19 protein-coding genes are annotated in these 23271 nt (G+C 59.8%); 11 read left to right on the top strand and 8 right to left on the bottom strand.

The window, feature by feature from the left end; translation table 11 throughout:
* Positions 1 to 505: 505 nt before the first annotated feature.
* Complete coding sequence (locus ACN0WV_RS11055) at positions 506 to 1813, top strand: OmpP1/FadL family transporter (RefSeq protein WP_417605747.1); 1308 nt, start codon at positions 506 to 508, stop codon at positions 1811 to 1813.
* A gap of 18 nt (positions 1814 to 1831) precedes the next feature.
* A complete protein-coding gene (locus ACN0WV_RS11060; RefSeq protein WP_417605749.1) occupies positions 1832 to 2311 on the top strand; it encodes a DUF4231 domain-containing protein in 480 nt (159 codons plus the stop codon).
* A gap of 7 nt (positions 2312 to 2318) precedes the next feature.
* Here the strand turns inward: ACN0WV_RS11060 and ACN0WV_RS11065 are convergent, their stop codons facing one another.
* The gene (locus tag ACN0WV_RS11065; RefSeq protein WP_417605751.1) at positions 2319 to 2894 is read right to left on the bottom strand and encodes a hypothetical protein; all 576 of its coding nucleotides are present in this window, start codon (positions 2892 to 2894) and stop codon (positions 2319 to 2321) included.
* Between the two features lie 370 nt (positions 2895 to 3264).
* Here ACN0WV_RS11065 and ACN0WV_RS11070 point away from each other — a divergent pair, with 370 nt between their 5' ends.
* Both ACN0WV_RS11070 and ACN0WV_RS11075 read left to right on the top strand, forming a co-directional pair.
* Positions 3265 to 4410, top strand: a complete 1146-nt coding sequence (locus ACN0WV_RS11070; protein ID WP_084350870.1) for a patatin-like phospholipase family protein — start codon at positions 3265 to 3267, stop codon at positions 4408 to 4410.
* A 27-nt stretch (positions 4411 to 4437) separates the two neighbouring features.
* Positions 4438 to 6009 (top strand): tetratricopeptide repeat-containing protein, encoded by a 1572-nt coding sequence (locus ACN0WV_RS11075; RefSeq protein WP_417605753.1) that lies wholly within the window; start codon positions 4438 to 4440, stop codon positions 6007 to 6009.
* 12 nt (positions 6010 to 6021) lie between these two features.
* Here ACN0WV_RS11075 and ACN0WV_RS11080 read toward each other — a convergent pair whose 3' ends face one another.
* From ACN0WV_RS11080 to ACN0WV_RS11110, 7 genes are all read right to left on the bottom strand, one after another.
* Positions 6022 to 7380, bottom strand: a complete 1359-nt coding sequence (locus ACN0WV_RS11080; RefSeq protein WP_417605755.1) for a cytochrome P450 — start codon at positions 7378 to 7380, stop codon at positions 6022 to 6024.
* Positions 7381 to 7405: 25 nt separating this feature from the next.
* Complete coding sequence (locus tag ACN0WV_RS11085) at positions 7406 to 9079, bottom strand: Dyp-type peroxidase (protein WP_417605757.1); 1674 nt, start codon at positions 9077 to 9079, stop codon at positions 7406 to 7408.
* A 15-nt stretch (positions 9080 to 9094) separates the two neighbouring features.
* On the bottom strand, positions 9095 to 10111 hold the full coding sequence (locus tag ACN0WV_RS11090; protein ID WP_417605759.1) for a hypothetical protein: 1017 nt from the start codon (positions 10109 to 10111) through the stop codon (positions 9095 to 9097).
* 19 nt (positions 10112 to 10130) lie between these two features.
* A complete protein-coding gene (locus tag ACN0WV_RS11095; protein ID WP_235866541.1) occupies positions 10131 to 10889 on the bottom strand; it encodes a hypothetical protein in 759 nt (252 codons plus the stop codon).
* Positions 10890 to 10998: 109 nt separating this feature from the next.
* On the bottom strand, positions 10999 to 11898 hold the full coding sequence (locus tag ACN0WV_RS11100; RefSeq protein WP_417605761.1) for a DMT family transporter: 900 nt from the start codon (positions 11896 to 11898) through the stop codon (positions 10999 to 11001).
* The gene (locus tag ACN0WV_RS11105; protein ID WP_417605763.1) at positions 11895 to 14243 is read right to left on the bottom strand and encodes a PIG-L family deacetylase; all 2349 of its coding nucleotides are present in this window, start codon (positions 14241 to 14243) and stop codon (positions 11895 to 11897) included. The genes ACN0WV_RS11100 and ACN0WV_RS11105 overlap by 4 nt, the downstream gene beginning before the upstream one ends.
* Positions 14244 to 14249: 6 nt before the next feature.
* Positions 14250 to 15425 carry an ROK family transcriptional regulator gene (locus tag ACN0WV_RS11110; protein ID WP_417605765.1) on the bottom strand — a complete coding sequence of 392 codons (1176 nt, stop codon included), beginning with the start codon at positions 15423 to 15425 and terminating at the stop codon, positions 14250 to 14252.
* 114 nt (positions 15426 to 15539) lie between these two features.
* Between ACN0WV_RS11110 and ACN0WV_RS11115 the strand changes: the two genes are divergently transcribed.
* The 7 genes from ACN0WV_RS11115 to ACN0WV_RS11145 all read left to right on the top strand — a co-directional run bounded on the left by ACN0WV_RS11115 (position 15540) and on the right by ACN0WV_RS11145 (position 23217).
* Positions 15540 to 16802: an extracellular solute-binding protein gene (locus tag ACN0WV_RS11115; RefSeq protein WP_417605766.1), complete on the top strand. Its 1263-nt coding sequence runs from the start codon at positions 15540 to 15542 to the stop codon at positions 16800 to 16802.
* A gap of 87 nt (positions 16803 to 16889) precedes the next feature.
* Positions 16890 to 17777, top strand: a complete 888-nt coding sequence (locus ACN0WV_RS11120) for a carbohydrate ABC transporter permease (protein WP_084350850.1) — start codon at positions 16890 to 16892, stop codon at positions 17775 to 17777.
* Between the two features lie 71 nt (positions 17778 to 17848).
* Entirely contained in the window at positions 17849 to 18727 is an 879-nt protein-coding gene (locus ACN0WV_RS11125; RefSeq protein ID WP_417605768.1) for a carbohydrate ABC transporter permease, read from the top strand.
* Positions 18724 to 20208 (top strand): argininosuccinate lyase, encoded by a 1485-nt coding sequence (gene argH / locus ACN0WV_RS11130; protein WP_417605770.1) that lies wholly within the window; start codon positions 18724 to 18726, stop codon positions 20206 to 20208. The genes ACN0WV_RS11125 and argH overlap by 4 nt, the downstream gene beginning before the upstream one ends.
* 3 nt (positions 20209 to 20211) lie before the next feature.
* Entirely contained in the window at positions 20212 to 21270 is a 1059-nt protein-coding gene (locus ACN0WV_RS11135; RefSeq protein WP_417605772.1) for an ABC transporter ATP-binding protein, read from the top strand.
* Entirely contained in the window at positions 21267 to 22133 is an 867-nt protein-coding gene (locus tag ACN0WV_RS11140; RefSeq protein WP_417605774.1) for a carbohydrate kinase family protein, read from the top strand. Before ACN0WV_RS11135 ends, ACN0WV_RS11140 begins: the two co-directional genes overlap by 4 nt.
* 187 nt (positions 22134 to 22320) lie before the next feature.
* Positions 22321 to 23217, top strand: a complete 897-nt coding sequence (locus ACN0WV_RS11145) for a hypothetical protein (protein WP_417605776.1) — start codon at positions 22321 to 22323, stop codon at positions 23215 to 23217.
* Positions 23218 to 23271 lie beyond the last annotated feature (54 nt).

Below are 23271 nucleotides of genomic sequence, written 5' to 3' on the forward strand. Positions count from 1 at the left end.
TCGTCCGGCCAATATCTGTTGCCCTGGATGCGCTGCCGTTAAAGATGTACGCATGTTTCCGTAATAGTTGTGCTACGTCAAGAGACATCGCCTTGTCAGACATGCGACGCAACCCTTGGTGTCGGGCAAGTTTACACTTATTTGCCATTGTCTTAGGGCTTATGCACATCAGGCTGATGTGGGGAATTGGTGTGTGTGACCGAAAATCCACATCTTATGATTTGCAAACTGGCGGTGCCAAGCAATGTTATCGGGGTTTACCTGATACAGTCTAAGGTTGCATAAGTAGGATATGTATAGGTGTACGCCGTGGCTGGCGCTGCTGTCTTTTTTCGGCAGTCATCCAAGCCATTCAGATTTGCCTTAGGTCGGGATCACATCCGGCCGGCGGTTTCCAGAGCGTAATTTTTTCAGTTCCCAGCAAAGCAAGGCCATAGGGGCGCTTGCGCACATTGCCGATGACCGATCATTAACGGGCCACGGCGTTTCGCAGAGGACAAGCGTCATGCTCTTGAAAAGACATTTATCAACGGTGACCGTGGCGGTGGCGCTGGCATTTCCGATTTCGGCGATGGCCAACGGCTACCAAAACCTGCATCAAAGCGCGATGGGGCTGGGAACAGCCTATGCCGCGAATGGTGCGGGCATTGACGACGTATCGGCGATGTTTTCCAACCCTGCATCGCTGAGCCGGTTTCCGGGATGGAATGCGTCTGCCGGTGTGACGCTGATCCTGCCAACCGACACGTTTGAAGGGCTGTCTGCTACCACATCCGGCGGCGTGCCGATCACGGATGGCGACCCGTCAGAGCCGTCGCAATTCCTCGACACGACCTTTTCCGGTTTCTGGTATGTGAGCAAGCAACTGTCGGACAAGCTGCATTTCGGGCTGGCGTTCAACGCACCCTGGGCGACGGAATCGGACTATACTGACACAGCCGCATCCCGATACACCGCGACGACAACAGAACTGACAGCCTACAACCTCAGCCCGATGCTGTCTTATCAGGTCAATGAACAGCTTAGCGTCGGTGCGGGACTCAACATCCAGTATTATACCTCGAAATTCGCGACCAACATTTCGACAACGCCTGCTGCTCCGGCGCGCGGGACTGATGCATTGGCGACGTTTGAGGGCGACAAGCTGGCATTCGGGGCCACGGTCGGTCTGGAATATCAGGCGACGGATCAATGGCGGTTCGGCGTCTCCTATCGGTCAGCGATCAACCATGAATTCGACGGCGACGTACAGATCGACGGATCGACGGCAGCATTGGCCGCGCTGCCCGGCTTTGGCATCTCGGACTCGGGGACGGCGAAATACGATATTGCTACGCCGTGGATGTTGCAGCTTGGTGCGCATGGTCAGATCAACGACAGGCTGGAGGTTTACGGATCGGCCACACTCACCGGTTGGAGCAAATTTAAAGACACGATTATCGAGACGTCGAATGGTTTGGGGACGCTCGAAGTCAAGAACGGCTGGCATGATGCGGTCTATGTCGCCGTCGGCGCAGGCTATCAGATAACCCCCAAGACCAAGATTTTCGGGGGTCTGGCCTATGACGAAACCCCCACACCGACCAAGGTCCGCAATCCGCGCGCACCCAACGCGCATCGCTACTATGTCGGTCTTGGGCTGTCGCATGCGTTTTCGCCGTCGCGGTCCATCAAGTTTGGCTATGCGCACACGTTCTTTGACGACGCACCGATCCGTCTGACCGAAGCGACAAATCCCGGACGCGGCTCGCTGAATGGCGACATCAAGATCGACGCGGATATTGTCATGGTTCAGTATGTGCACAGCTTTTGACGCTTGGGCCGCCATGCCATGACCAGCGCCGAAACCGACTATCTGAAGCAGCGTCTTGACGGGCAGATCGAGTGGTACGACCGCAAGAGCGTGTCCAATCAGGCCGCTTACAAGAAGCTGCGGCTGATCGAGATTATTGCCGCCGCGTCGATCCCGCTCTTGGCCGGATACATCGACAAACACGTCTATGTCGGCATGGTGATCGGTGCTTTGGGGCTGATTGTGGCAGTCCTCGCCGGGGTCATCGGGCTGTACCGGTTCCAAGAAAACTGGGGCGAATACCGTGCCGTGTCAGAGGCTTTGAAGCAGGAGAAATTCCTCTTTCTCGCGCGGGCGGCACCATATGACGGTGAAAAGCCCTTTGAGCTGTTGGTTACGCGGGTTGAGACCATGCTGCGAAAGGAAACATCGGGCTGGACCCAGTCGATACGAAAGGCAACCCAGTCCGAACAGGCAGAGCGCGCGGGAATGGAGAAATCCTCGCCAGAAGGCGGGTAGACCCGGATCAATGCAGTTTGGCTGGATCAATGATCGCCACCTTCGCCGCGATACACTCGACCCGATGCGCGACATCGGCGGTGCCGCCGTCGCCGTCACCGCCCTGTCCATTCCACAACAGCAGCAGATGAATCGGGCCGCCATCGGCACAGGTCTTTGCCGCAGCAATCATGCGGGTGTTGTTCCGCGCGAAAGGGTTGTCCGAGGCATCGGTGGCGCTGTCCGGATCCGGCCACACCGCCGTAGACCGTCCAAGGACATCTGCAAACCGGTCCTCCCAGCCAGAGTCGCAAGCGGGCGGGAGCCTGACCGACGCATCAAGAAATGCTTCTTTTTCCAACGGGAGGAACAACCGCACCTGTGCGCCCCGGTCAAGACCGTGTTCCGCGAAAAGAATGTCCCCCCCGCGTGCGCCGCCACAGATGCAAATGTCGTCCTTGCCGACCCGCCAGCCTTCAAGAATTGCCGCGATCCGCGCGCTTGCCGCATCTTCCATCGACGCCGGAAAGCGCGGTGTGTCCCGGTCCGGACTGTCGATCATATGGCCGCTGAACAAAATCACGCGTTGCATATCTTTACTCATCCTTCACAGATCAACGGCAAATAAGGATCATCCGCCTTCGTGTCAGTCAGCCCTCATCCCAAATGGGTATGATGCCAGCATCCTGCAAGCAGTGGAGAGCGACGAATTCGGCCTCTAGACCAGCGCGCAAGCCCGCGTGACTGTTGACTTTCAGATAGGGAAACGGCTCCAATAGACATGCGGTTCCGCAGCCTTCGCAATCAAAATGAAAACAAGCGTTTTTCCACTTGGCCCGTATCGGCTTTGGTCCACCAATCCACCGAAGTCGCGTGTCTGTCTCCTTTGTATCCTTCCGGACAGACCAATTTTTTCAAACACATGAATACATATCGGAGAGTTCCATCTCGCGATGCAAAGAAAGGTTAGCCAAATGTCAAAAGACCTGAACGCTCATTTGTTCGGACCAGGCCCAAAGCGAATTCTGGCACTGGACGGGGGCGGCATCCGCGGAATTCTGACCCTGCAAATGCTGGCCCGGATAGAAGAGATATTGCGCAAGCGTACCGGTGACGAAAACACGGTCTTATCGGATTATTTCGACCTGATCGGCGGCACTTCTACCGGTGCGATCATTGCGTCGGCGCTGGCACTTGGCTGGCCGGTCAGCCGGATCAACAAGCTTTACCTCGAATTTGGCAATGACATTTTCCAATCGTCGTTCTTTCGGATGGGGCTTTTGCGGCCGAAATTTTCCGCCAAGGCCGTGCGCGAAGGTCTGGAACGTGAATACGGCGATATCTGTCTTGGCGGGCCAGAGGTGAAAACCGGGCTGGGGATTGTCGTCAAACGCATCGACACCGGCAGCCCGTGGATTATCCACAACAACCCCAAGGGTATGTATTACAACGAGATCCCCGGCAGCGGGTCAACGCCCAACAAGGATTACCTGCTGCGCCAAGTGGTTCGGGCAAGCTCGGCTGCGCCGACGTATTTTGAACCCGAACTGATCAATGTGACATCTGACATGCAGGGCGCATTCGTCGATGGTGGGGTCAGTCCCTACAACAATCCGGCGCTGCAACTGTTGATGCTCGCGGCGCTGAAAAACCACGGGCTGAACTGGCCGGTGGGCAGCGACAAGATTCAAATCGTGTCATTGGGCACCGGGACCAAGACACTGGCGATGGAGCAGGAAAAGGTCATGAAAATGTCCGCCGCAGAACTGGGCGTGCGCGGTTTGTCCTCGCTGATGGACGATAATGCCGCGTTGAACGAACAGTTGCTGCAATGGATGTCGGACAGCCCGACGGCGCGATCGATTGACAGCGAGGTGGGCGATCTAAGCTCTGATATTCTGGGCGGCGGCACGCCACTGTTGACCTATCTGCGCTACAACGTCGAATTCGACACCGTATGGCTGAAAGACAACCTGAATGTCGACTACTCGATGGATCGGCTGGAGGCGATTGCGCAGATGGACAAACCCGAAAACATGGACGATCTGACCGATATAGGTAAGGCAGCTTGTATCCTGATAAAGGAAGAGCATTTCGGTAAACAGTTCGATATCGGGTGACGGATTCCACGGACGGAGGGACATATAATGCAGCAGGATGGAAACGAATCGTCTGATGCAAAGGGCGGATCAGAGCGGCAGCTGACATGCTTTGTGGTAACGGGGTTTGGCCACAAGACCGACTATGTGACGGGCCGCGTTCTGAACCTTGACCAGACCTTTAAGCAGTTGGTCCAGCCGGCCTGTGACAAGGTTAACGTCAATTGTTTTCGCGCCATTGATGCCAACCTGACCGGTCAGATTGATTCCATCATGTATCGCTGGCTGTTTGAGGCAGATTTGGTTATCGCGGATCTGTCGACTTTGAATGCCAACGTGTTTTACGAGTTGGGCGTAAGGCACGCGCAGCGCCCGAATACCACGGTGCTGATCGCCGAGGCGCTGTTGCTGGAACGCATTCCCTTCGATCTCAGTTCTTTCGTGATCCATCAATACGAGCATGGCGGCGAAGGCATCAGCGCCGACGAACAGGACCGATTTGTCGCGTATCTGTCCGATATTCTGGCCAAGATCATCGGGACCGAAAGGATCCGACAGGAAACTTCACCTGATGTGCCCGCAGAATCTGACAGTCCGGTTTATCGAAATCTGAAAAGTATGAGGCCGCCGGACTATACCCCTGAATCGTTCCTTGTGCCGCCCGCGTATATTGCGCCAGAGGCGCGGAACACTGCCCTGCCGGATGATGACGCATCGCTTGCGACCATGCTGCAAGCCGCCGAGGACGCGATGGCGTCGAAAGACTTCGAGACTGCCATAGATCTGCTGCGCCGAACCATGGACCTGCAAACCAAAGGGCGGCCCGACAGCAAGCCGGATGTGTATCTTGTGCAGAAGCTTGCACTCGCCACCTACAAAGCCGGTGAGAAACGCGACACGAACGGCAAGATTGACGCTGATCTGACAATGTCCGCGCTCTATCAGGCCGAAGACATATTAGAGAGGTATTGCGCGCCGGGTATCACCAACGATCCCGAAACGCTTGGTCTGGCGGGCGCGATCAACAAGCGCCTGTTCGATTTGACCGATGATGCGGAATATCTTGATCGGGCGATCCGGTTTTACGAACGGGGGTTTTACATTCGGCAGGATTATTACAACGGGATCAACGTCGCTTTCATGTACTCGCTGCGGGCGACGCGTCAGGAAACGCGGTTCGACGCGATTGTCAATTTCGGGCATGCCAACATGATCCGTGAGCAAGTTGCGCGGATTTGCGAGGATCTTATCAGTGACGAAGATAGCTTTGCCGGACGTGGTGACCGAGAGTGGATTTACCTGACATTGGCTGAGGCGTATCATGGTATCGGTCGCACAGCCGAGGCGGAGCGCGTGGAACGCAAGATCGACAGCCATGCCAGTGCCTTCGCAAAAAGCAGTTATAGCGAACAGAAAGCCAAACTGTCAGCCATCATTACTGCCTTTGAAAACGGCGCGGACGCCGACGAAGCGGTGCAATCGCGGCCCGTCCCACTGGCGAATTCACAGCAGTCACGGGCACAGATAGGAGCCGATGGGCAGATCACGTTTCGCCCGGATGTCGCGCCCGGCAGGAATGTTCGGTCTTTGGAGGTCACTTACCGCATTGAATACGACTAGACCCCGCCGAACTCAGGTGTCGAATTCAAGGTGGAAATGCTGCGGGTGGGGCGTTGGCCCGGTGTCGATCTGACCGGCAGGTCCGGGGGCACGTCGCAGGTTTTTCTGCGCCAGCAAAGGTTTCAGAATTGCCGGGATCACCGCCTTGTTGATCGCTGCGCCGAAACAGATATGCATCCCGTAACCCCAGATGATGTAGGTCTCGAACGGGCGATTGATGCGAAATTCCTGCGGTGCCTCCACGGCGTAGCGGTCAAACATCGCCGAAACGGTCGCGGCAAAGACCATCTGGCCTTTCTTCACGTTCACCTGCCGGAAGGACGACCGCGCGACAGTGGTATCGCGGGTTGCGCGGCGGTAGATGACGGGGTTGTGGGGATAGAAGCGCAACGCTTCCCAGATGTAGTACTCGTAGGACGCGTCGTTCGTCAAAGCCGCACGATGCGCGCGCTCAAGCTCCTCCGGACGGTTCAGCAATTCGTCCATCGCGTAGCAACATGCCTTTGAGATTGTCGGAATAGCGCCGATCAGAAGCCCCAGGATATTGTTGCGGATGCCAAGATCGCTCATCCCCGGCGTGTCAGCCCGCTGAAGGGCAAGGCAGCGGTTCAGAATATCCTCGCCATCGGTCGGGTTGGCCTTGCGGTCGGCAATGGCCGCGTCGAGATAGTCGCGCAGCCCGGCGGCACAGTTCATCGCCTTTGCGTCCAGTTCAGGATCGGCGGGCAGATCCTCGAACAGATACCAGAACAGGGTGCTGGTCCAGTCCTTCATGGTGGCCGCATCCGGCCCGCCCGTGCCGAAATAGGTGTTGGTCATATCCCAAGGCACTTGCAAGGAAAGCTGCGCGGGCAGGTCAATCTTGCCATGGCTGCGCTCGACAATATCGTTCGCCATCAACTGCGCGCGCGGCAGGACGATTTCAGCAACATCGGTATGGCGTGCCGTCAGTCGCATCGCAGAGGTGTCGCGGGTGTAGTCCCAGCCCGGCTGCATTCCCAGAAAGAAGTTGTCGCCATCGGTCAGCTTGCGCATCCGACTGCCATAGACGACTTCGAAATCCTCGTTGCGGGCCAGCACATCCAGACAATCGTTACTGCGGGTGATGATGACCGTGCCGGTATTGTCGTAGCTTTTCACCAGCTTTCGTTTGAGCGACAGATTGGGCAGGAAGGCGCGTAAAACCTCGAACACCTTGCGCTGGCCGGAAACTGTCTTCAACTCTGCGCCGATATTCTGCTTCAGGCCGCCTTCGGCGCGGGAAGCCTTGAAGGCGATTCCGGCCAACTGGGCAGCCGCGCGCAACCCTTCGCCCCAAACCATCAGGACGGCGAGAATGGTTCCGCCGATATTGCGAACCGCTGAAATCATTGCCTGTCCTTTCGGCATTGTTTGGTCATGTCGCGTCGACAGTGCCCATGGCCATCATCCGCAAGGCGGTCATCGAGGGTATGAAGAAGTAATCCCCGCCGCGGCATTCGACAAAGGTCTTTAGCTTGCTCATCACATAAGGGTTCTTGCCGGATTTCGGATCGGACGTGATCGTAAAGCGTTTGTGGCGGTCGTGATTGCCAAGCATGGGGCAGGTGTCGTTGCCCTGATGAAAATCCAGCCCGTATTGGATCCACTGTTGCTGCACGAACTCAAACTGACGCGACAGGCTGGCACACATGATGATCATGGTGACGCCCTGCTCGGTATCGTCGGTTTTGGCTTCGCCGACTCGCGGCCCGTAGGGCAAACCACGCCGCAGGATCCGGCGGCGTTTGTTAAGGGCCGAGGTTGCGCTTTCGTTCCTGTGCTGCTCGCCGGTCTCGGGGTCGATCCCGATCTTGTTGAGCGGATCAAGATAGTCGCGCGTGTTCATGCGCCGCAGATGCGATCCTACAGGGTTCTTGTAGCCAAGCATATCGTCGGCATAGACAAAATCCGACGAAGCAGGGGACCGAAGATAGGCTACCTGATTTTCCAGCGCTTTCACTGGGTCCGCGTCGTTGAACCCCATCTTGTCGCCAAACGCGATCCATTCCTCATACGTTGGCACCACTGAAATCGGCACGCCGTCCGACCAGCGCCCGCACATCTTGGCATGCAGGGTTTCGCGGGCTTCGATCTCCGAGACGCCTTGATGGGCGGCGAATGTCTTGGCCTCTTCGCGCATCACCTCATCGAAGGTGCCGACGTTCTCGTGCAGCTTGCGATATGCCATGAAGGTAGAGTTGCGCGTGAATTCCGGCGGGGCGGCGGCGGGGGGCAACTCCTGGCTTTCATCGGGGTGGCCCAGAATGAACTCGCCCGCCTCGATCGGTTCCCAGCCGGTTTCCGGGCTCATGCGTTTGCCGCGGCCGATCACGGCTGTCTTTTCAAGCTCCGGCGCGTACTGACCTTTGTAGACCGGATCGCCGATGCCATCGGAAAAGCCGAAATGTTCCTTGGGCGTGGGAAGTTTGACGCCGTTTTTTTCCTGAAACACGGCAGAGGATGCCTGATATTCCTGATCGCCGTTCTTGCCGTTATTGGTCAGGATGCGGACGCCCTGATCCAGATCCTTGCACAGATCCCTTAGCCATTGGGTCTGCTCTTCCAGTTCAGCGACGGGTTCATCCTGCCCCAAGGTGCGAAGCTGCGCATTCATTGAGATCCAGATATGGACGTTGTCGGTATCGTCGCCGTCGCCAACCCGGTTGCCCTGCCAGATCGGATCCCAGTGCTTGTCCCATCCGACCGATTCAGCCTCGGTTTTGGTCACATCGCGATCGCCAAGGATGAAAGCGCGGTTCTTCATGCCAGAGATGAAGTCTTCGGGCATGTCGCGCAGGGTCCGTTCTGGGATCTGCATTTTCAGAAGCCCCAGAAACGTAAAGCCGATATTCATCGTCACCGGCGGCTTGCCGCCTTCGGGCCAAGTGGCCCCGGTGGTCACCTTCTGGCGCACCGCCTCGATGAATTTCCGCCCTTTGCCGCAATCAGAAATGTTTAGAAAGAAATACCGTGCGAAAGGAAAGGAGTAGCGTCCATAGGCGCGGATCACATTGCCTTGTATGTCGTCCAGATTCAGGCTGCGTGTCATGGTTGAATTTCAATCCTAGCTTGAAAGGCCGCCCTCGGCCGTGATGGAGATCACGCCGGGATTCTGCGTCGGTGACATCTTGTCTGCAGGTTTGTGGGTTTCGAGAAAAGCCCCGAAATCCTCGTAAATCTTGTCCGCATCCGCGCCCTGATGGTCGATGGCGAAATCCGCAAAGGTCTGCTGGACGTAAAGCGCCTTCAGGACCGATGGCAGATCGTCATATTCGCCGGGCGGCAGGGGTTTGCTGCCGTTGCTCAGCGCGTATCTGGCACTTAGCACCGCAGCCACGGCGGCGATGATGACGCCAAGGACGAACAATAGCAGCGTGCTGATGCCCAACAGGCTGGACATGCCGAACAGCCAAAGCACCAGCGCGAGCAGCCCGATCCCGGCTGGCACCAGGATGGCTGCCAGAAGCTTGGGGACCGAAAGCTCGTTGAATTTGGGCAGTTTCAGGTAATAATCGTGGAAGGGCATCGTCGTTTCGACATGGCACCGGTCGAGGTATTCGGCAAACCCATCGGCCGAGTCGACGCCATCGAACCCCACGCAATTGCGATAGATTTCTTCCAGTTCCGGGCCCATCGTATCCCACAGCTTGCGGGCATAGGATTTGCGCACTTCGGTCTGTTCTTCGGCGGTCAGATTGTGCGGCAGCGGCGCGCCATCTTCGGTAACGGCATCAATATCGGCGCAAAACACCAGATAGGCCGCGTTCAGCTTGTCGATTTCCTGCGGCTCTACCGGGTTGATGCCCTTCGCCGTGGCCACGACCGGGTTCTGCGCGTTACGCCCGTTATAGATGACATCGCCCAGCACGAACATGCGCGCCAAATGCGTGCGTTTGTTGCGCGAAAACGGGCTGTTCAATCCGGTATTTTGCGTTGCGGGGGACTGCAATGCTGTGGGAAGCATTGCCAGCGTTGCCCTCACTATCTGCTCGCAGGAGGTGTTCGACCCGTCCCCGGCCTTTCCGGCCTTGATCGGTGCGAGGGTCGTCAGGAACAGATGACCTGTATCAAGATCCGGCATGAGGCAATCCTCAGTTTGTTTAGGTTCGTTCGCTGTCGAAGGTCTGCTGGGCATTCCTGACATAAGCGCCGCGATTGATGTCTGCGCGCTCTGTATCAAGGCTGGCAACGGGGCCGATCCCCGGATCGCCAAGGCAGCTTTGGACCCTGAACATCGTCTCTTTATACGCTTTGGCGAACTCTTCGGGCGACTGCGTTCCGTGCGACTTGGCCAGTTGCAGGACGGCATCATAGACGCGAAGGCTGGATTTGATGTCGCGTTGTGCCGAGCCAGGCGTCGCGTTGTAATAGTAATCCGTATTGACCTGATTATAGGTGATATATGTTTTGAACGTCGTCACCGGAATTGATTGCGGATACTTGGTGGCCGAGTACCAGAACAGGTTCAGGCCCTTCGGGATACCGTCTGAAAACGCATCAATATACTGGTCCCAGGTTCCGTTGAAATTGGAACAGAACAACATGTAGTCGTTCTTCACGGTTTGTTTTCCTTGACCAAGGTCGGGCCATTCGTTTGGCCGGATGATCACCCAGCGGGCAAAATGAATGATCGAAAGGCCAAGCAAGCCCATCAGGTTTTTTGGTAATCCACGAGATGCCATGAACAGCAGCCGATTGACCCAGGTAATTTTGGGATTGCTCGGCGTGACCACATTCATCGCATAGGCTTTGCCGCCTATGTTCGACATTAATGTTTCCTTTTCGCAACGAAACTGCACCAAAAAAGTGTAATCAGCAAATCGTAGGGCACCCCTGCGTTGTATTTGAACTGTCTGCACCCGTCAACGCTCATGCTGCGTCTTGTGACATAGTCGGACCTGGTTGTGGTTAAAATAAGGTTAAGCAGATCAGGGTCTTGGCGCGCGAACATAGTGTCGCGGGAGGTGCTTAACGGCCGGGTTGGCGCCCCGAATCGCCCGCGCCGCGCCCGCGCCGCCGTCCCCGAAGGCCAAGTGTAAGCGCCGCGACGACGACCAAAGTCGCCCCTGCGAAAAACCGTGGGCCGGGCACTTCGTCGAACAGCAGGTAGCCGACAGTGACCGAAACCAGCAGGCTCGCATATCCCAGCACCGACAATACACCTGCTTCGCCCAGAAAATGCGCCCTTAGGAAACACAGCTGTCCGGCCTGAGCGAACACTCCGATCAGCAGCAGAACCGGCAGTTCATCCGCAGGTACTGCGACCCAGTCGGTCAACGCGAAAGGCAGGGTACAGAGACCCAGCCCGACGGTGTAGAATGTCATCATCACGATCTCGGGCGTGCCGCGCAGCGCCCGTGTCACGATCACTGCGCCGGATCCGGTCAAGACCACCAATAACAGCGCGGCAAGCCCGGCCCCCAAGGGTGTCGCGGCGGGATCCGTCGCTATCACGATCCCGGTCATGGCGAGCGCCGCTGCCCCCCATTGGCGGGCCGTGATGCGTTCGCGAAGCACGACCGCGGCGAGCAGCATGACCACCATCGGACGGGTGAAGTTCATCGTCGTGTAAAGTGCAAGCGGCACCCGCGCGATGGCGAAATAGCTGGCGGTCAGCGTGACGGCTGACAGCGCCACGCGCAGCATTTGGAACCAGGGCTGCGGCACGTTGCGAAAGGCCGACCGTTTGCGCAGGATCAGCGGTGTCAGCAGCATAAGACCGACCGCTGCCCGCAGGAACACGATCTGCGCGGGCGGATAACCAAGGCCAAGCGCCTTGACGATGCTCAGCGCCCAGATGTTCAGCCCCATATCCGCGAACAGCCAGGCCGCGCCACGCAGATTGTCGCGCGGCGGCTGTTCTGTCATCGGGTAGCGGGGGCGGTCAGGTTCGCCATCAACCGGAATGCGCCCGGCACCAGTCGGGCCATCTGATGATGCAGGATAAGCGAGGAATGGCTGTGCCGACCCTTGCCGACCTCGGCGCTCAGCAATGCGCCTTTCAGCGGGGCCTCTTCCGGGTCGTTCATTTCCAGCGGGGTGGCATAGGCCGGATCCCAGCTTTTAGCGAAATACAGCCCCCTCTCCTTGTGCCAGCCGTTCCAATCCTCCGGGCCGATCTTGTTGGGGGATGACAAAAGCGGATGGTCCTGAACCTGCGTCACAGGGGCTGCCTCGTCCGTGACGCGCCAGCGCAGCGAAGGCTGTCCGATCTCCAGCCGAAGCGGGGGCGTGGTTTCGGGCGTCCAGTTGTCCCAAGGCCGATGATACAGCGTCACCAGATGCCCCCCCGCCCGCACCCAGGCGTGAAGACGCGGCATCGCTTCAAGCAAACCGGGGCGAAAACGCAGGGCGAAGATACCGATCACCACCGTATCAAAGGGCGCGAAGGCGGCATCACTGTCCAGATCGGCGTCAGACAGATCCGTTACATCGACGCCAAGCGCCCCCAGCCAATGCGCCACACGGTCGTGGCCGCTGCCGATATAGGCAACACGAGCAGGCGGCAGGTCGGCGTGCAGAACCCGGACCGATAGCGCGGCCGGGCGGCTTTGCATCGTGGGGTCGATATGCGGGTGGTCTATGCGGGTCTCGCTGGTTGCGGCTTGTCCGTCCAGAAGCAGCGGCAGGTGATAGAGGCCCTGTGCTGTGGTTTTCGGCAGGCGGAGTGTCAGGCCGGCATCGGTGCGCTCGGCCTGCCAGCCGGTTGGCAGGGCCAGCGATGGCTTGGCCTCCGATGGGTGCAAATCTGACAGGGACACCGCAATCTGACGCCGCTGTGTGGCAAGGTTGATCACCTCTGCATGCGGGGTCAGGGTGGCAGCACGCGTGCTCAGGATAACCGGCGGCCGCTCGAACGGGACACGGACGCTTGCCCCGCCAATGTCCAGATGCAGCGCCGGGACGGGCGGGTCGGCAGGATCATATGCGGCGCGATACCCATCACTTGGCCTTGCGGCCTCGTCGATGTGCAGGCTGTCGCCATCGACCTGCCACCCATCAGGCAGATCGGGCGTGACGGTCAGATCAGGCGCGTCGCCGGGCTCACACTCCACCTCCAGCGTCGTTTGCGCGCCGGGCCGCAGCCACATGTCGCTGATGCGCGCGCGTGCCTCGATCCCCAGGGCCAGACGCAGGACGTGGCCAAGCTGCACACGTTTGGCGGCAAGCCTGTGCGCGATCAGCGGGGCAGCTTCCGGCGGACAGGCATGTTCGGCCGCCACCACATGGTCATAGGCGGTGCGTGCCTGCACGGCGATTGTGGCAAAGTCCGGAAATCCGGCGACAGCCGCAGCAATCGCTTTCTGCGCAGTGTGCAGGTCTGGACCGATTGCAGGTGCCAGCGACGCCAGATCCGCCAGATTTTCCGGCAACCCGTCAGTGACAGCCAGATCAGGTCCAGAGACGTGGCTTTCCGCCAGATGCAGCGGCCAGTCCTGTCCGGCACCGGCAGGCACCCAGCGCCCCATCCCTTGTGTCCGGTGAAAGGCGCGGGACATCTGTCCAATCCGGGCATACGGCCAGCCGCTGACCGGATCACGCCCGGTCGCAGGCACTTCCAGCGTGGCGGGGGGCGGTGGTTCGTCATCGTCATAGGCCTGGCCTGCGCCGGACCAGGCTGGCAAATAAAGTTTGGAAATCTGCCACGGTGGCAAGTCGCAGGCGAATTCCGGATCGGCGGCGGCCTGCATCACCTGATGCGCGGCGGCGGTCATGGCGCGGTGGTGGCCGTGCTGACCGGGAATGTCGAGGAAGGTCGGGATCAGGATATCCGGTCGTTCGGTTCGCACGATCTGGACGAACCGCGCCCTCAGCGCGTCTTTGCCCCAGCGCCCTAGGGTTTCTTCGCCGCTTTTGGAGAACCCGAAATCGGTGATCGGATCATCGGCAGAGACTCCATGCCAATACATCCGCATATTGAGGATATCGCAGGCGCGCTCCATCTCCTTGGTGCGCAGCGCGCCGAGATCGGCCCCCGCTTCAATGCCGATGTCGTTCTGACCGCCTTCTCCCCGGGTCGAGCAGGCATAGGACAGGTTGACGCCGTCGCGCAGCCCAAGGGCCGCCAGCATCGAAGACGTCTCGTCATCGGGGTGGGCCCCGGAATTCATCAGCCGCACCACGCTGGTCAGCGGGCGCAGCGCGAACCACAGATCAAGGATGCGCGAATGCGCGCGTGCAGTATCAAGGCGGGTCTGGTCTGGTGTGGGCATGGGGGCCTACCGGCTTGCGGCGATCATCGGGGTGAACGCCTGGTTAAGAACAAGGGCCGCGGCACCCAGTGTGGCAGTCATGCGCCCCGACGTGCCGCGCATCAGCCGAGGCTGCCTGCGGTCGGCACGGTTGGACACGGACCGGTCGGGCAGGCGCACCGCGGCGATAAGATGGTCCAGCACCGCATCCGGCATGGCGCCGCCAAGGATCACGACCTGTGGATCGAAGAGGTTTTCGATAATGCCGATGGCGGCAGAAAAAGGCTGCACAGCGGTATCGAGCCATTCCAGCAAGGGCGGTGCGGATTGCGCGTAGAGCCGGCTCAGATCATCCATATCGCGCGCGTCGATCCCGTGGGCGGACAAATGTGCCTGCACCGACAGCCGGCTGACGCAGCTTTCCAATGCGACTGGTACGCCCTGCGCGATCACCGGGATATGGCCGATCTCGCCCGCATTACCAAACGCGCCAGAGACCAGCCTTCCGCCTTGCAGCAACCCCAGGCCCAGCCCCTGCCCGAAATAAAGGAAGGCGAAGGTCTCCAGCCCTTGCGCGACGCCGGAAATCCGTTCCGCCATGGCGCTGGCATTGGCGTCGTTTTCGACGAAAATCGGCAGGTGAAGCGCGTCCTCCAGCAAACCTTGCGGATCTATATCCTGCCAGCCCGGCAGGTCAGAGCCGCTGTTCTGGATACCGGTCGCGCCAAAGGGTCCGGGCATGACGACGCCCGCGCCCAATACCGATGTTTCGCGCACGCCCGTGTCATTCAAAGCGCGGAACTTGTGAGCCGCGACCTCTGCCAGCACGGTTTTCGGCTCATTGTTTGTAAGTTCTGTCCGGTGGCTGTGTTTGGTCGTTCCGGTCAGGTCAATCAGCGCCGAAAAGACAGCGTTGGGCCGGATCTCGATCCCCAGCCCGTACCCGCCAGAGGGGTTGATCGCATATTGCTGCACTGGCAGGCCGCGTCCGCCGGTGCGGCGGCCATGTTCGCGCAGCATTCCGTCCGCCAACATGTCCGCGATGATGTTTGACACTGCCTGTGTGGACAGGCCCGACGCGCGCGCAATCTCTGCCCGTCCAATCGCGCCAGCCGCGCGGACGCTGCCCAGCACCATCTGCCGGTTGTGACTGCGGGTGCGTTCGGCGTTGACACCCGGAATTTGGCGGTGAGATGCGCTCATGGAACTCGATTAACTCAATCTTCTTGAATACTCAAGCTGGTTGAGTTAAACGAAGCCAAGGTCCGGACCTACGCCAGACGCGGGTCACGGCCACGACAAAACAGGGAGACTCCGATGGCATTTCCGACATTGAAGGCTTGGGCCGTGGCAACTGCCGCCGGTGCCGCGTCGCTGACAACGACCCCCGCTCAGGCGGTCGAGATCGAATACTGGCAGTACTTTTTCGACGCCCGCGTCGCTGCAATGGACCAGCTGATCGAGAAGTTCGAGGCTGCCAACCCCGACATCACCGTCAAGATGACGCATTTCCCGTATGCAGATTACCGTACCAAGGTCGCCGCCGCCATTCCTGCCGGTGAAGGCCCGGATGTGGTGCAACTGTTCTATGGCTGGTTGAATGACTATGTCGGTGCCGACCTGATCCAGCCGCTGCCCGGAGATGCGTTCCCGGTAGAGGCTATCGACGCAGAGTTCTTCCCGATGGTGCAGGCGATGAAAGGCGATGGCCAGTACTGGGCGCTGCCGACCGCCGTCCGCAGCCTTGCGCTGTTCTACAACGAACGTCTGATGGAAGAGGCCGGTGTCGAGCCGCCCACCAATCTGGACGAGTTGATCGCCGCCGCGCAGGCCATGACCAAGGTCGACGGCGCTGGCAACATCACTCAGGTCGGGTTGACCGCAGGGATGACGGCGCAGGATCACCACTGGTGGCGCGAAGTGCTGGTGCGTCAGTTCGGCGGCGAGCCTTACCTTGATGACTACAAGACAGTGAATTACGACACCGAGGCCGGGCGCAAGGCGCTGGATTTCTATGTCGGTCTGGCAACGGATGAAAACCCTGTCACCGCGTTCAACTTCATGGATGAACCGCAGGCCGCGTTCAAGGCGGGCCGCGCAGGCATGCATATCGACGGATCGTTTCGCATCGGCGCGCTGGAAAGCACGCGGGGCCTGAAATGGGGCGTGACCGAACTGCCCGCCAATGCGGATGGGATGCGTTCCAACTATTCGTCCTATTGGGTCAACGCGATCACAACCAAGGCCGAGGGCGAAAAATACGATGCCGCGGTCAAGTTCATGCAATACGTCACTTCGGACGAGGCGATGCAGGTCTGGCTGGACGTGGTCGGAGAACTGCCCGCCAAGCCATCCGTCGGCATGACCGAGACCAATGCGAATGACCCGGTTTTTGGCCCGTTCATCCGTGGTCTGGAATATGCACACACCACGAAGTTTGCGGATGAAAGCGGCCAGCGGCAGGCGATGGTTGAAATGGTCGAACGCATCACGCTTGAAGGCATGGATCCGGGTGAAAGCCTGACAACTGCCGCCGAAGCCGAGCAAAAAATCCTCGACGATTACTATAGCGGGAACTGAGCCTGCGTCTTCGGTCCCGGCGTGCCCTTGCGCGCCGGGACCAACCCGCCCCGCAAATCCGGGGCGTAATTCCGGGGCCGTCCTGACATGTATCGAAACCTGACCATCAAGCAAAAACAGATCGTCTGGGCCTGGGCATTTCTGGCCCTGCCGGTGCTGTTCTATTCGGTCATCCGATTTTACCCGACCGGCAACGCGATGCTGATCAGCTTTCAGGACTGGAATCTGCTGGGTACGCGCACATGGACGGGGCTGGACAACTATACCACGCTGCTGTCCGATCCGGTCTTCTGGCAGGTGTTCCGCAACACCTTCATCTATCTACTGCTGGGCACGCCCGTCAGCCTGGTGGTGGCGTTTGGCATTGCCTACCATCTCGACAAGGTGCGGTTCATGCACGGCTTTCTGCGGATGCTGTATTTCCTGCCGTTTATGACCAGCGCCGTCGCTATGGCCTGGGTCTGGCGCTGGTTTTATCAGCCGGTCCCGGTAGGGCTGTTCAATAACGCGCTGGCCAGCATAGGTATCCCACAGATCAACTTCCTGAACTCGACGACCAATGCGCTGCCCGCGATCCTTGCCCCTGCTGTCTGGGCCGGTCTGGGCTTTCAGGTCATCATCTTCATGGCCGGCCTACGCGCCATTCCGCGCAGCTATTACGAGGCCGCGCGCATTGATGGCGTCTCGACCTGGACGGTTTTGTGGGAGATCACGCTGCCGCTCCTGAGGCCGACAATCGTGTTTCTGGTGGTTTTCTCGTCCATCGGTTTCCTGCGGATCTTCGATCATGTTTTCAACATGACCACGAACAACCCCGGCGGACCGCTAAACTCGACAAAGCCGCTGGTGCTGATGATCTATCAGACCGCATTCAGTTCCTTCGACATGGGCTATGCTGCGGCGCAGACCGTGGTGCTGTTCATCGTGCTGTTGCTGGTCAGCCTGTTTCAACTCTGGATCATGAGGGACCGCTGAGCATGGATACTCAATCAGCACTTTCCTCCGCGATCACGGTCGCTGTTCAAACCCGAAGGGACACGATCTAGATGGCCGTGACCGAAGAGATCCGCCCAAATGCAGATGCGCTGCTGCATGCCGCCCCTCCGCGGCGACCGGCCAATTTGGGCCAGATCCTGCGTTGGACGCTACTGTTTCTGGGCGGCATCGCGATGGTCATGCCGATCGCCTACATGATCTCGACCTCGCTGAAATGGCCGCATGAAGTTTACAATCTGCAACTGATCCCTGACGAGCCGCATCTGGAAAACTACACCTATGTGCTGGAGGATGGGCGGTTCTACGGCTGGTTTATCAACTCCATCGTCATCGCCGTGGTCACGACGGTGTCGAACGTGCTGTTTGACAGTCTTGTCGGCTACACGCTGTGCAAGTTCCGGTTTCCCGGCCGTTACATCGTGTTCATCGCGATCCTGTCGACGCTGATGATCCCGACAGAGATGCTGGTGATCCCGTGGTATCTGATGAGCCAGCAACTGGGCTGGCTGGACACTTATTGGGGCATCATGTTCCCCGGCCTGATGACCGCCTTCGGCAGCTTCCTGATGAAGCAATTCTTTGAAACCGTGCCGGATGATTTTATCGAGGCGGCGCGCATCGACGGGCTGAACGAGCTACAAATCTGGTGGACGGTGGCCATGCCGTTGGTGAAGCCGGCGCTGGCGGCGCTTGCGATCTTTGTGTTCCTCGGCAATTGGACCGCCTTCATCTGGCCGCTGATCGTGACCAATTCGGTCGAGATGTACACGCTGCCCGTTGGCCTTTCATCCTTCGGCGATGAGGCAGACGTCGCGTGGGAGTTGATCATGACCGGCGCTGCAATTTCTACCATTCCAACGCTGGTCGTGTTCCTGATCTTCCAACGCTACATCATCCAGGGCGTCGTCATGGCGGGGTTGAAGGGATGACGGATACCTCGCGTTTCCCTGATCCGGTCTATCGTGACACGGTGCTGGCACCGCTGTTTGAGGGAGTCAAAACCCATTATGCGGCCCATATGGGCGCGCTCAATCGGGCGCATCTGGTGATGTTGTCCGAAACCGGCATCCTGCCCCCTGCGGCGGCACGTTCCATCGCGCAGTCGCTGATCGACATTGAGGCCGAGACCGACATCGCTGCGCTTTGCTATACCGGAGAGCATGAGGACTACTTTTTCCTTGTCGAGTCCGAGTTACGCAAGCGGCTGGGCGATCTGGGCGGCGCGCTGCACACGGCACGGTCGCGCAATGATATGGACCACACGCTGTTCAAGCTGGCCCTGCGCAGCCGCACGGCGCATCTGATGCGACAGGCGCTGGATCTGACGGATGCGCTGATTGCCAAGGCCCAGGCCGAGGCCGCCACGCCGATTGTCGCCTATACCCACGGCCAGCCCGCCCAGCCCACGACCTTCGGCCATTACCTTGGCGCGGTGATCGAGGTCTTGAAGCGCGACATTGCCCGTCTGGATGCCGCCGCTGACGGGCTGGAGCATTGCCCGATGGGGGCGGCAGCAATTACCACCAGCGGGTTTCCGATTGACCGGCACAGGGTTGCCGAGCTTCTCGGTTTCGAAGGTCCGCTGCTGAATTCCTACGGCTGTATCGCGGCGGTGGACTATGTGACGGGGCTGTATTCCGCGATCCGGCTGATGTTTCTGCATCTGGGCCGCGTCATTCAGGACATGCAGTTCTGGACTGCCTTCGAGGTCGGGCAGCTCTACGTGCCCAACAGCCTTGTGCAGATCAGCTCTATCATGCCACAAAAACGCAACCCGGTCCCGATCGAACATCTGCGCCACCTGGCTAGCGTCACCTGCGGGCAGTGCGAGGCTGTCATCAGCACGATGCACAACACGCCCTTCACCGACATGAACGATTCCGAGGGCGAAGTGCAGGCCGCAGGCTATGCCGCCTTCGACCGGGGCGGTCGGGTGCTGTCGCTGCTGGGCGCGTTGATCCCGGCTGTGTCGGTCAATGCAGACCGGGTGCGCGCCACCACGGATGCCGCCTGCATCACCATCACCGAACTGGCCGATACGCTGGTGCGCGACGAAGGGCTGAGTTTCCGTCAAGCGCATGAGATCGCCGCCGCCACCGCGCGGGCCGTGATCGCTGCGGGTGTGCCGCTTGGGCAGGGGTTCGACGCCTTTTCCGACGCATTTGAACACGCCGCCGGACGAGCGCCGAAGCTGGACAAGGCTGCATTCGTCCATGCCGTATCGCCCGAAACCTTTATCGCGCGGCGCGACCGCCCCGGTGGTCCCGCACCGGCCGCGCTGGCCGCAGCGCTGGATGGCTACGGCCGGACGGCGACGTCGCAGCGTGCCGCGATGGACGCTCGCGCCACACGCCACAGAAATGCCAAGGCACGCCTTCAGGCCGCCTTCACGACGATCCTTGAGGGGTAAAGAATGGCCGATCTGTCGATCCGCGATCTGGTGAAACGCTATGACAAGACGCAAGTGCTGCACGGTATCAGCCTTGACGTGGAGGATGGCGAATTCGTGGTTTTTGTCGGGCCTTCGGGCTGTGGCAAGTCCACCACCTTGCGGATGATAGCGGGGCTGGAGGAAATCACTTCGGGGGAGGTGTCCATCGCCGGGCGCGTGGTAAACAATCTTGAACCCAAAGAGCGCGACATCGCCATGGTGTTCCAGAATTACGCGATCTATCCGCATATGACGGTGCGCAAGAATATCGGCTTCGGGCTTCGCACCGCCAAGATGCCGCGCGCCGACAAGGAGCGCCGGATCGACGAGGTTGCCGTGATCCTTGGCATGACCGACCTTCTGGACCGCAAGCCCAGCCAGTTGTCAGGCGGGCAGCGCCAGCGCGTCGCCATCGGGCGGGCCATGGTGCGCGACCCGGCGGTGTTCCTGTTTGACGAGCCGCTCAGCAATCTGGATGCGCAACTGCGCACGCAGATGCGGCTGGAGATCAAGAAACTGCACCAGCGGGTTGGCAATACGATTATCTTCGTTACCCACGATCAGGTCGAGGCGATGACCATGGCCGACCGGATCGTCATCATGAAGGACGGGCATATCCAACAGGTCGGCACGCCCTCTGATGTCTATCATCATCCGGCAAATACATTTGTCGCGCGTTTCATCGGCGCGCCGTCGATGAATATGCTGGCCGGTGTGGTCGGAGATGGCGGTAAAATCCGGTTGGAAAGCGGTTCAGAGGTTCGGTTGGACAAGGGTGCCACGCCGGGTCAGGCGGTGGTCGTCGGCGTACGCCCGGAGGATCTTTACCCCGGTGACGGCCCGGCGCTGGTGCGGGGGCCGGTGCTGGTCCGCGAACCGCTTGGGGCCGAAACGCTGATCTATGTCGGGCGCGAAGGCGAAGAAGTGATCGCAAAGGCGGATGGGCGCACCCCGCCCGAGGTGGGTGAAGAGGTTACGCTGACAGCGGCGCTGGAGAACCTGCATCTGTTCGACGCCGAAACCGGCGAGGCCCTGCGGTGAGCCTTGAAGGGGCCGTGGTCTGTGCGGGACGGTTGTATTGCGACCTGATCTTCACCGGCGTGCCGCGCCTGCCCAGCATGGGGACAGAAATCTACGCTGCTGGTCTGGGCCTTCACGCGGGCGGCGGAGCGTTCATAACAGCGGCGCATTTCGGGGCCTTGGGGCGGCACGCGGCGCTTGCGGCGACCTTGCCCGGCGCACCGTTTGACGCAGTCGTTTCCGGTGATCTGGCGCATGCCGGGTTGGACCTGAGCCTGTGCCGCGCAGCAACTGACGGCAATGATCCGCAAATTACCGTGGTGTTGACGGGTACGGACGACCGCGCCTTCGTCACCCGCCGGGCCGGTCCCGCCCTGCCGCGCCTGACGGCTGGCGATCTGCGCGGGTCCCGGCATATGCATATCGGAGAGTTGGCGACGCTGGTGGAATGCCCCTGGCTGATCGACGCCGCCCGCGATGCCGGGCTGACCCTGTCACTTGACTGCGCGTGGGACGAAACGCTGGACGCCAAAGGTGCAGCGCCGCTGATCGCACAGGTCGATGTTTTCCTGCCCAATGCTGTCGAGGCGCAACGCCTTGTCGCCGCAGGGCTGCCGCCGCCCTGGTCCAGCCTTGACGTGATTAAGCGCGGCGCTGAAGGTGCAAGCGCCGGGCATGGTGATACGGCAATGGCCGCGCCCGCCATCGCCGTGACGCCGGTTGACACGACCGGCGCGGGGGACGCGTTCAATGCAGGTTTTCTGAATGCCTGGCTTGATGGCGCGGGAGTCGAGGCATCGCTTCGGCAGGGCAACGACCGTGCAGCGCGGGCGATTTCCGGGCGGGGCGGGTTCAACCCCGCTGCAACAGAGGCAGCGACCTAACCTGCCTTGCGCCGATATTGCGCACCCTCACCCCGCCACCAATCGGCAGGCCTGACACGGGCGGGTGCCATCCACGACGCTTCGGGCAGTCAAGCGCAACATGACCCAGAGCCGCCTTCAGAGTGGAAGTTGGCCCCAATCCCGCTAAACTCTGCCCATGCGTGGCGGTTTGTTTCTTTGTGGTGTCGTGGCTTTGGTCCTTCTGGTCGCAGGGCAGGGGCGCGCTGCGGATCGGCAGAGCTTTCTTGAGCTGGCGCGCAGCGGCTGGAACTATCAGCTGCGTTCGACAATGCTGGGTCGGGATATGTCGATCCCGGTCCATATCAACGGGCGCGACCTGTCGGGCGCGGCGCTGTGCCTTATTGGTGATCCGCCGACCGCGCAATCGCTGGCGGTGCTGGACACGTTCCGCGCACTGGCCCGCCATGTCTTTGGAAAGCCGCTTCCGATGCGCTACGCAGGGCGGCACGCGCGGTCATGCGGATCAGGTCGGACCGCCATTCTGCGGCTTTATTCAGGTTTTCCCCCAAATCAGGCGCTGACGCAGGATCTTGACTGGATGAATGACGCCTACGGGCTGGGACTGCTGCCCGGACGATTTTACGCGGCAAATTCCCCGGCCATGGCGCAGACTTTCTTTGGCAGGCGCGGAGCCACGACGCATCTGATGGTCCAGCAGGCAGTGTCCCCGCCGGGGTCGCTGGAGGAGGCCTATTATCGGTCCATACTGATCGAAGAGTTGTTTCAAAGCTTCACCTTCGGGATGGATGTGCTGCTGATACGGCGCGACCCTGTTTTCCTGTCCAAACTACAGGAAGTGCCGCTGAATACGCATCGCCTGCCCTGGGGTTCCAAAGCGTTCATGTCGGCATTGCTCCGGTCCAACCCGTCAAGGCTGTGCGAATTTGACGTGTTTATGATGCACGCGGTTGCGGGTTCGGCCGTGGACCAGACAACAGAACCCGCTTTCATCGACTATATCGATACCGAATTCGACCGGTTGGCAGCACTGACAGAGGCTACGCGAGCCGATCCGCGGTTCTCACTCATTCTCGATCCGGACTGTCGCGCCGCCACGCAATGATGCGACTTACGACGGTATAGTGCTGTGTCAAACGATGCCCTAACATCTCCGCAA

It is taken from the genome of Primorskyibacter flagellatus, from assembly GCF_048268605.1.
Taxonomy (GTDB): Bacteria; Pseudomonadota; Alphaproteobacteria; order Rhodobacterales; family Rhodobacteraceae; genus Primorskyibacter; species Primorskyibacter flagellatus.

Bases quoted from the DNA above. Each gene is read 5' to 3' on its own strand.
- ACN0WV_RS11085 (WP_417605757.1), bottom strand. From the start codon at position 9,079: ATGACACGCAGCCTGAATCTGGACGACATACAAGGCAATGTGATCCGC.
- ACN0WV_RS11105 (WP_417605763.1), bottom strand. From the start codon at position 14,243: ATGCCCACACCAGACCAGACCCGCCTTGATACTGCACGCGCGCATTCG.
- ACN0WV_RS11115 (WP_417605766.1), top strand. From the start codon at position 15,540: ATGGCATTTCCGACATTGAAGGCTTGGGCCGTGGCAACTGCCGCCGGT.
- ACN0WV_RS11065 (WP_417605751.1), bottom strand. From the start codon at position 2,894: ATGAGTAAAGATATGCAACGCGTGATTTTGTTCAGCGGCCATATGATC.
- ACN0WV_RS11070 (WP_084350870.1), top strand. From the start codon at position 3,265: ATGTCAAAAGACCTGAACGCTCATTTGTTCGGACCAGGCCCAAAGCGA.
- ACN0WV_RS11120 (WP_084350850.1), top strand. From the start codon at position 16,890: ATGTATCGAAACCTGACCATCAAGCAAAAACAGATCGTCTGGGCCTGG.
- ACN0WV_RS11090 (WP_417605759.1), bottom strand. From the start codon at position 10,111: ATGCCGGATCTTGATACAGGTCATCTGTTCCTGACGACCCTCGCACCG.
- ACN0WV_RS11080 (WP_417605755.1), bottom strand. From the start codon at position 7,380: ATGATTTCAGCGGTTCGCAATATCGGCGGAACCATTCTCGCCGTCCTG.
- argH (WP_417605770.1), top strand. From the start codon at position 18,724: ATGACGGATACCTCGCGTTTCCCTGATCCGGTCTATCGTGACACGGTG.
- ACN0WV_RS11125 (WP_417605768.1), top strand. From the start codon at position 17,849: ATGGCCGTGACCGAAGAGATCCGCCCAAATGCAGATGCGCTGCTGCAT.
- ACN0WV_RS11055 (WP_417605747.1), top strand. From the start codon at position 506: ATGCTCTTGAAAAGACATTTATCAACGGTGACCGTGGCGGTGGCGCTG.
- ACN0WV_RS11075 (WP_417605753.1), top strand. From the start codon at position 4,438: ATGCAGCAGGATGGAAACGAATCGTCTGATGCAAAGGGCGGATCAGAG.
- ACN0WV_RS11110 (WP_417605765.1), bottom strand. From the start codon at position 15,425: ATGAGCGCATCTCACCGCCAAATTCCGGGTGTCAACGCCGAACGCACC.
- ACN0WV_RS11100 (WP_417605761.1), bottom strand. From the start codon at position 11,898: ATGACAGAACAGCCGCCGCGCGACAATCTGCGTGGCGCGGCCTGGCTG.
- ACN0WV_RS11060 (WP_417605749.1), top strand. From the start codon at position 1,832: ATGACCAGCGCCGAAACCGACTATCTGAAGCAGCGTCTTGACGGGCAG.
- ACN0WV_RS11135 (WP_417605772.1), top strand. From the start codon at position 20,212: ATGGCCGATCTGTCGATCCGCGATCTGGTGAAACGCTATGACAAGACG.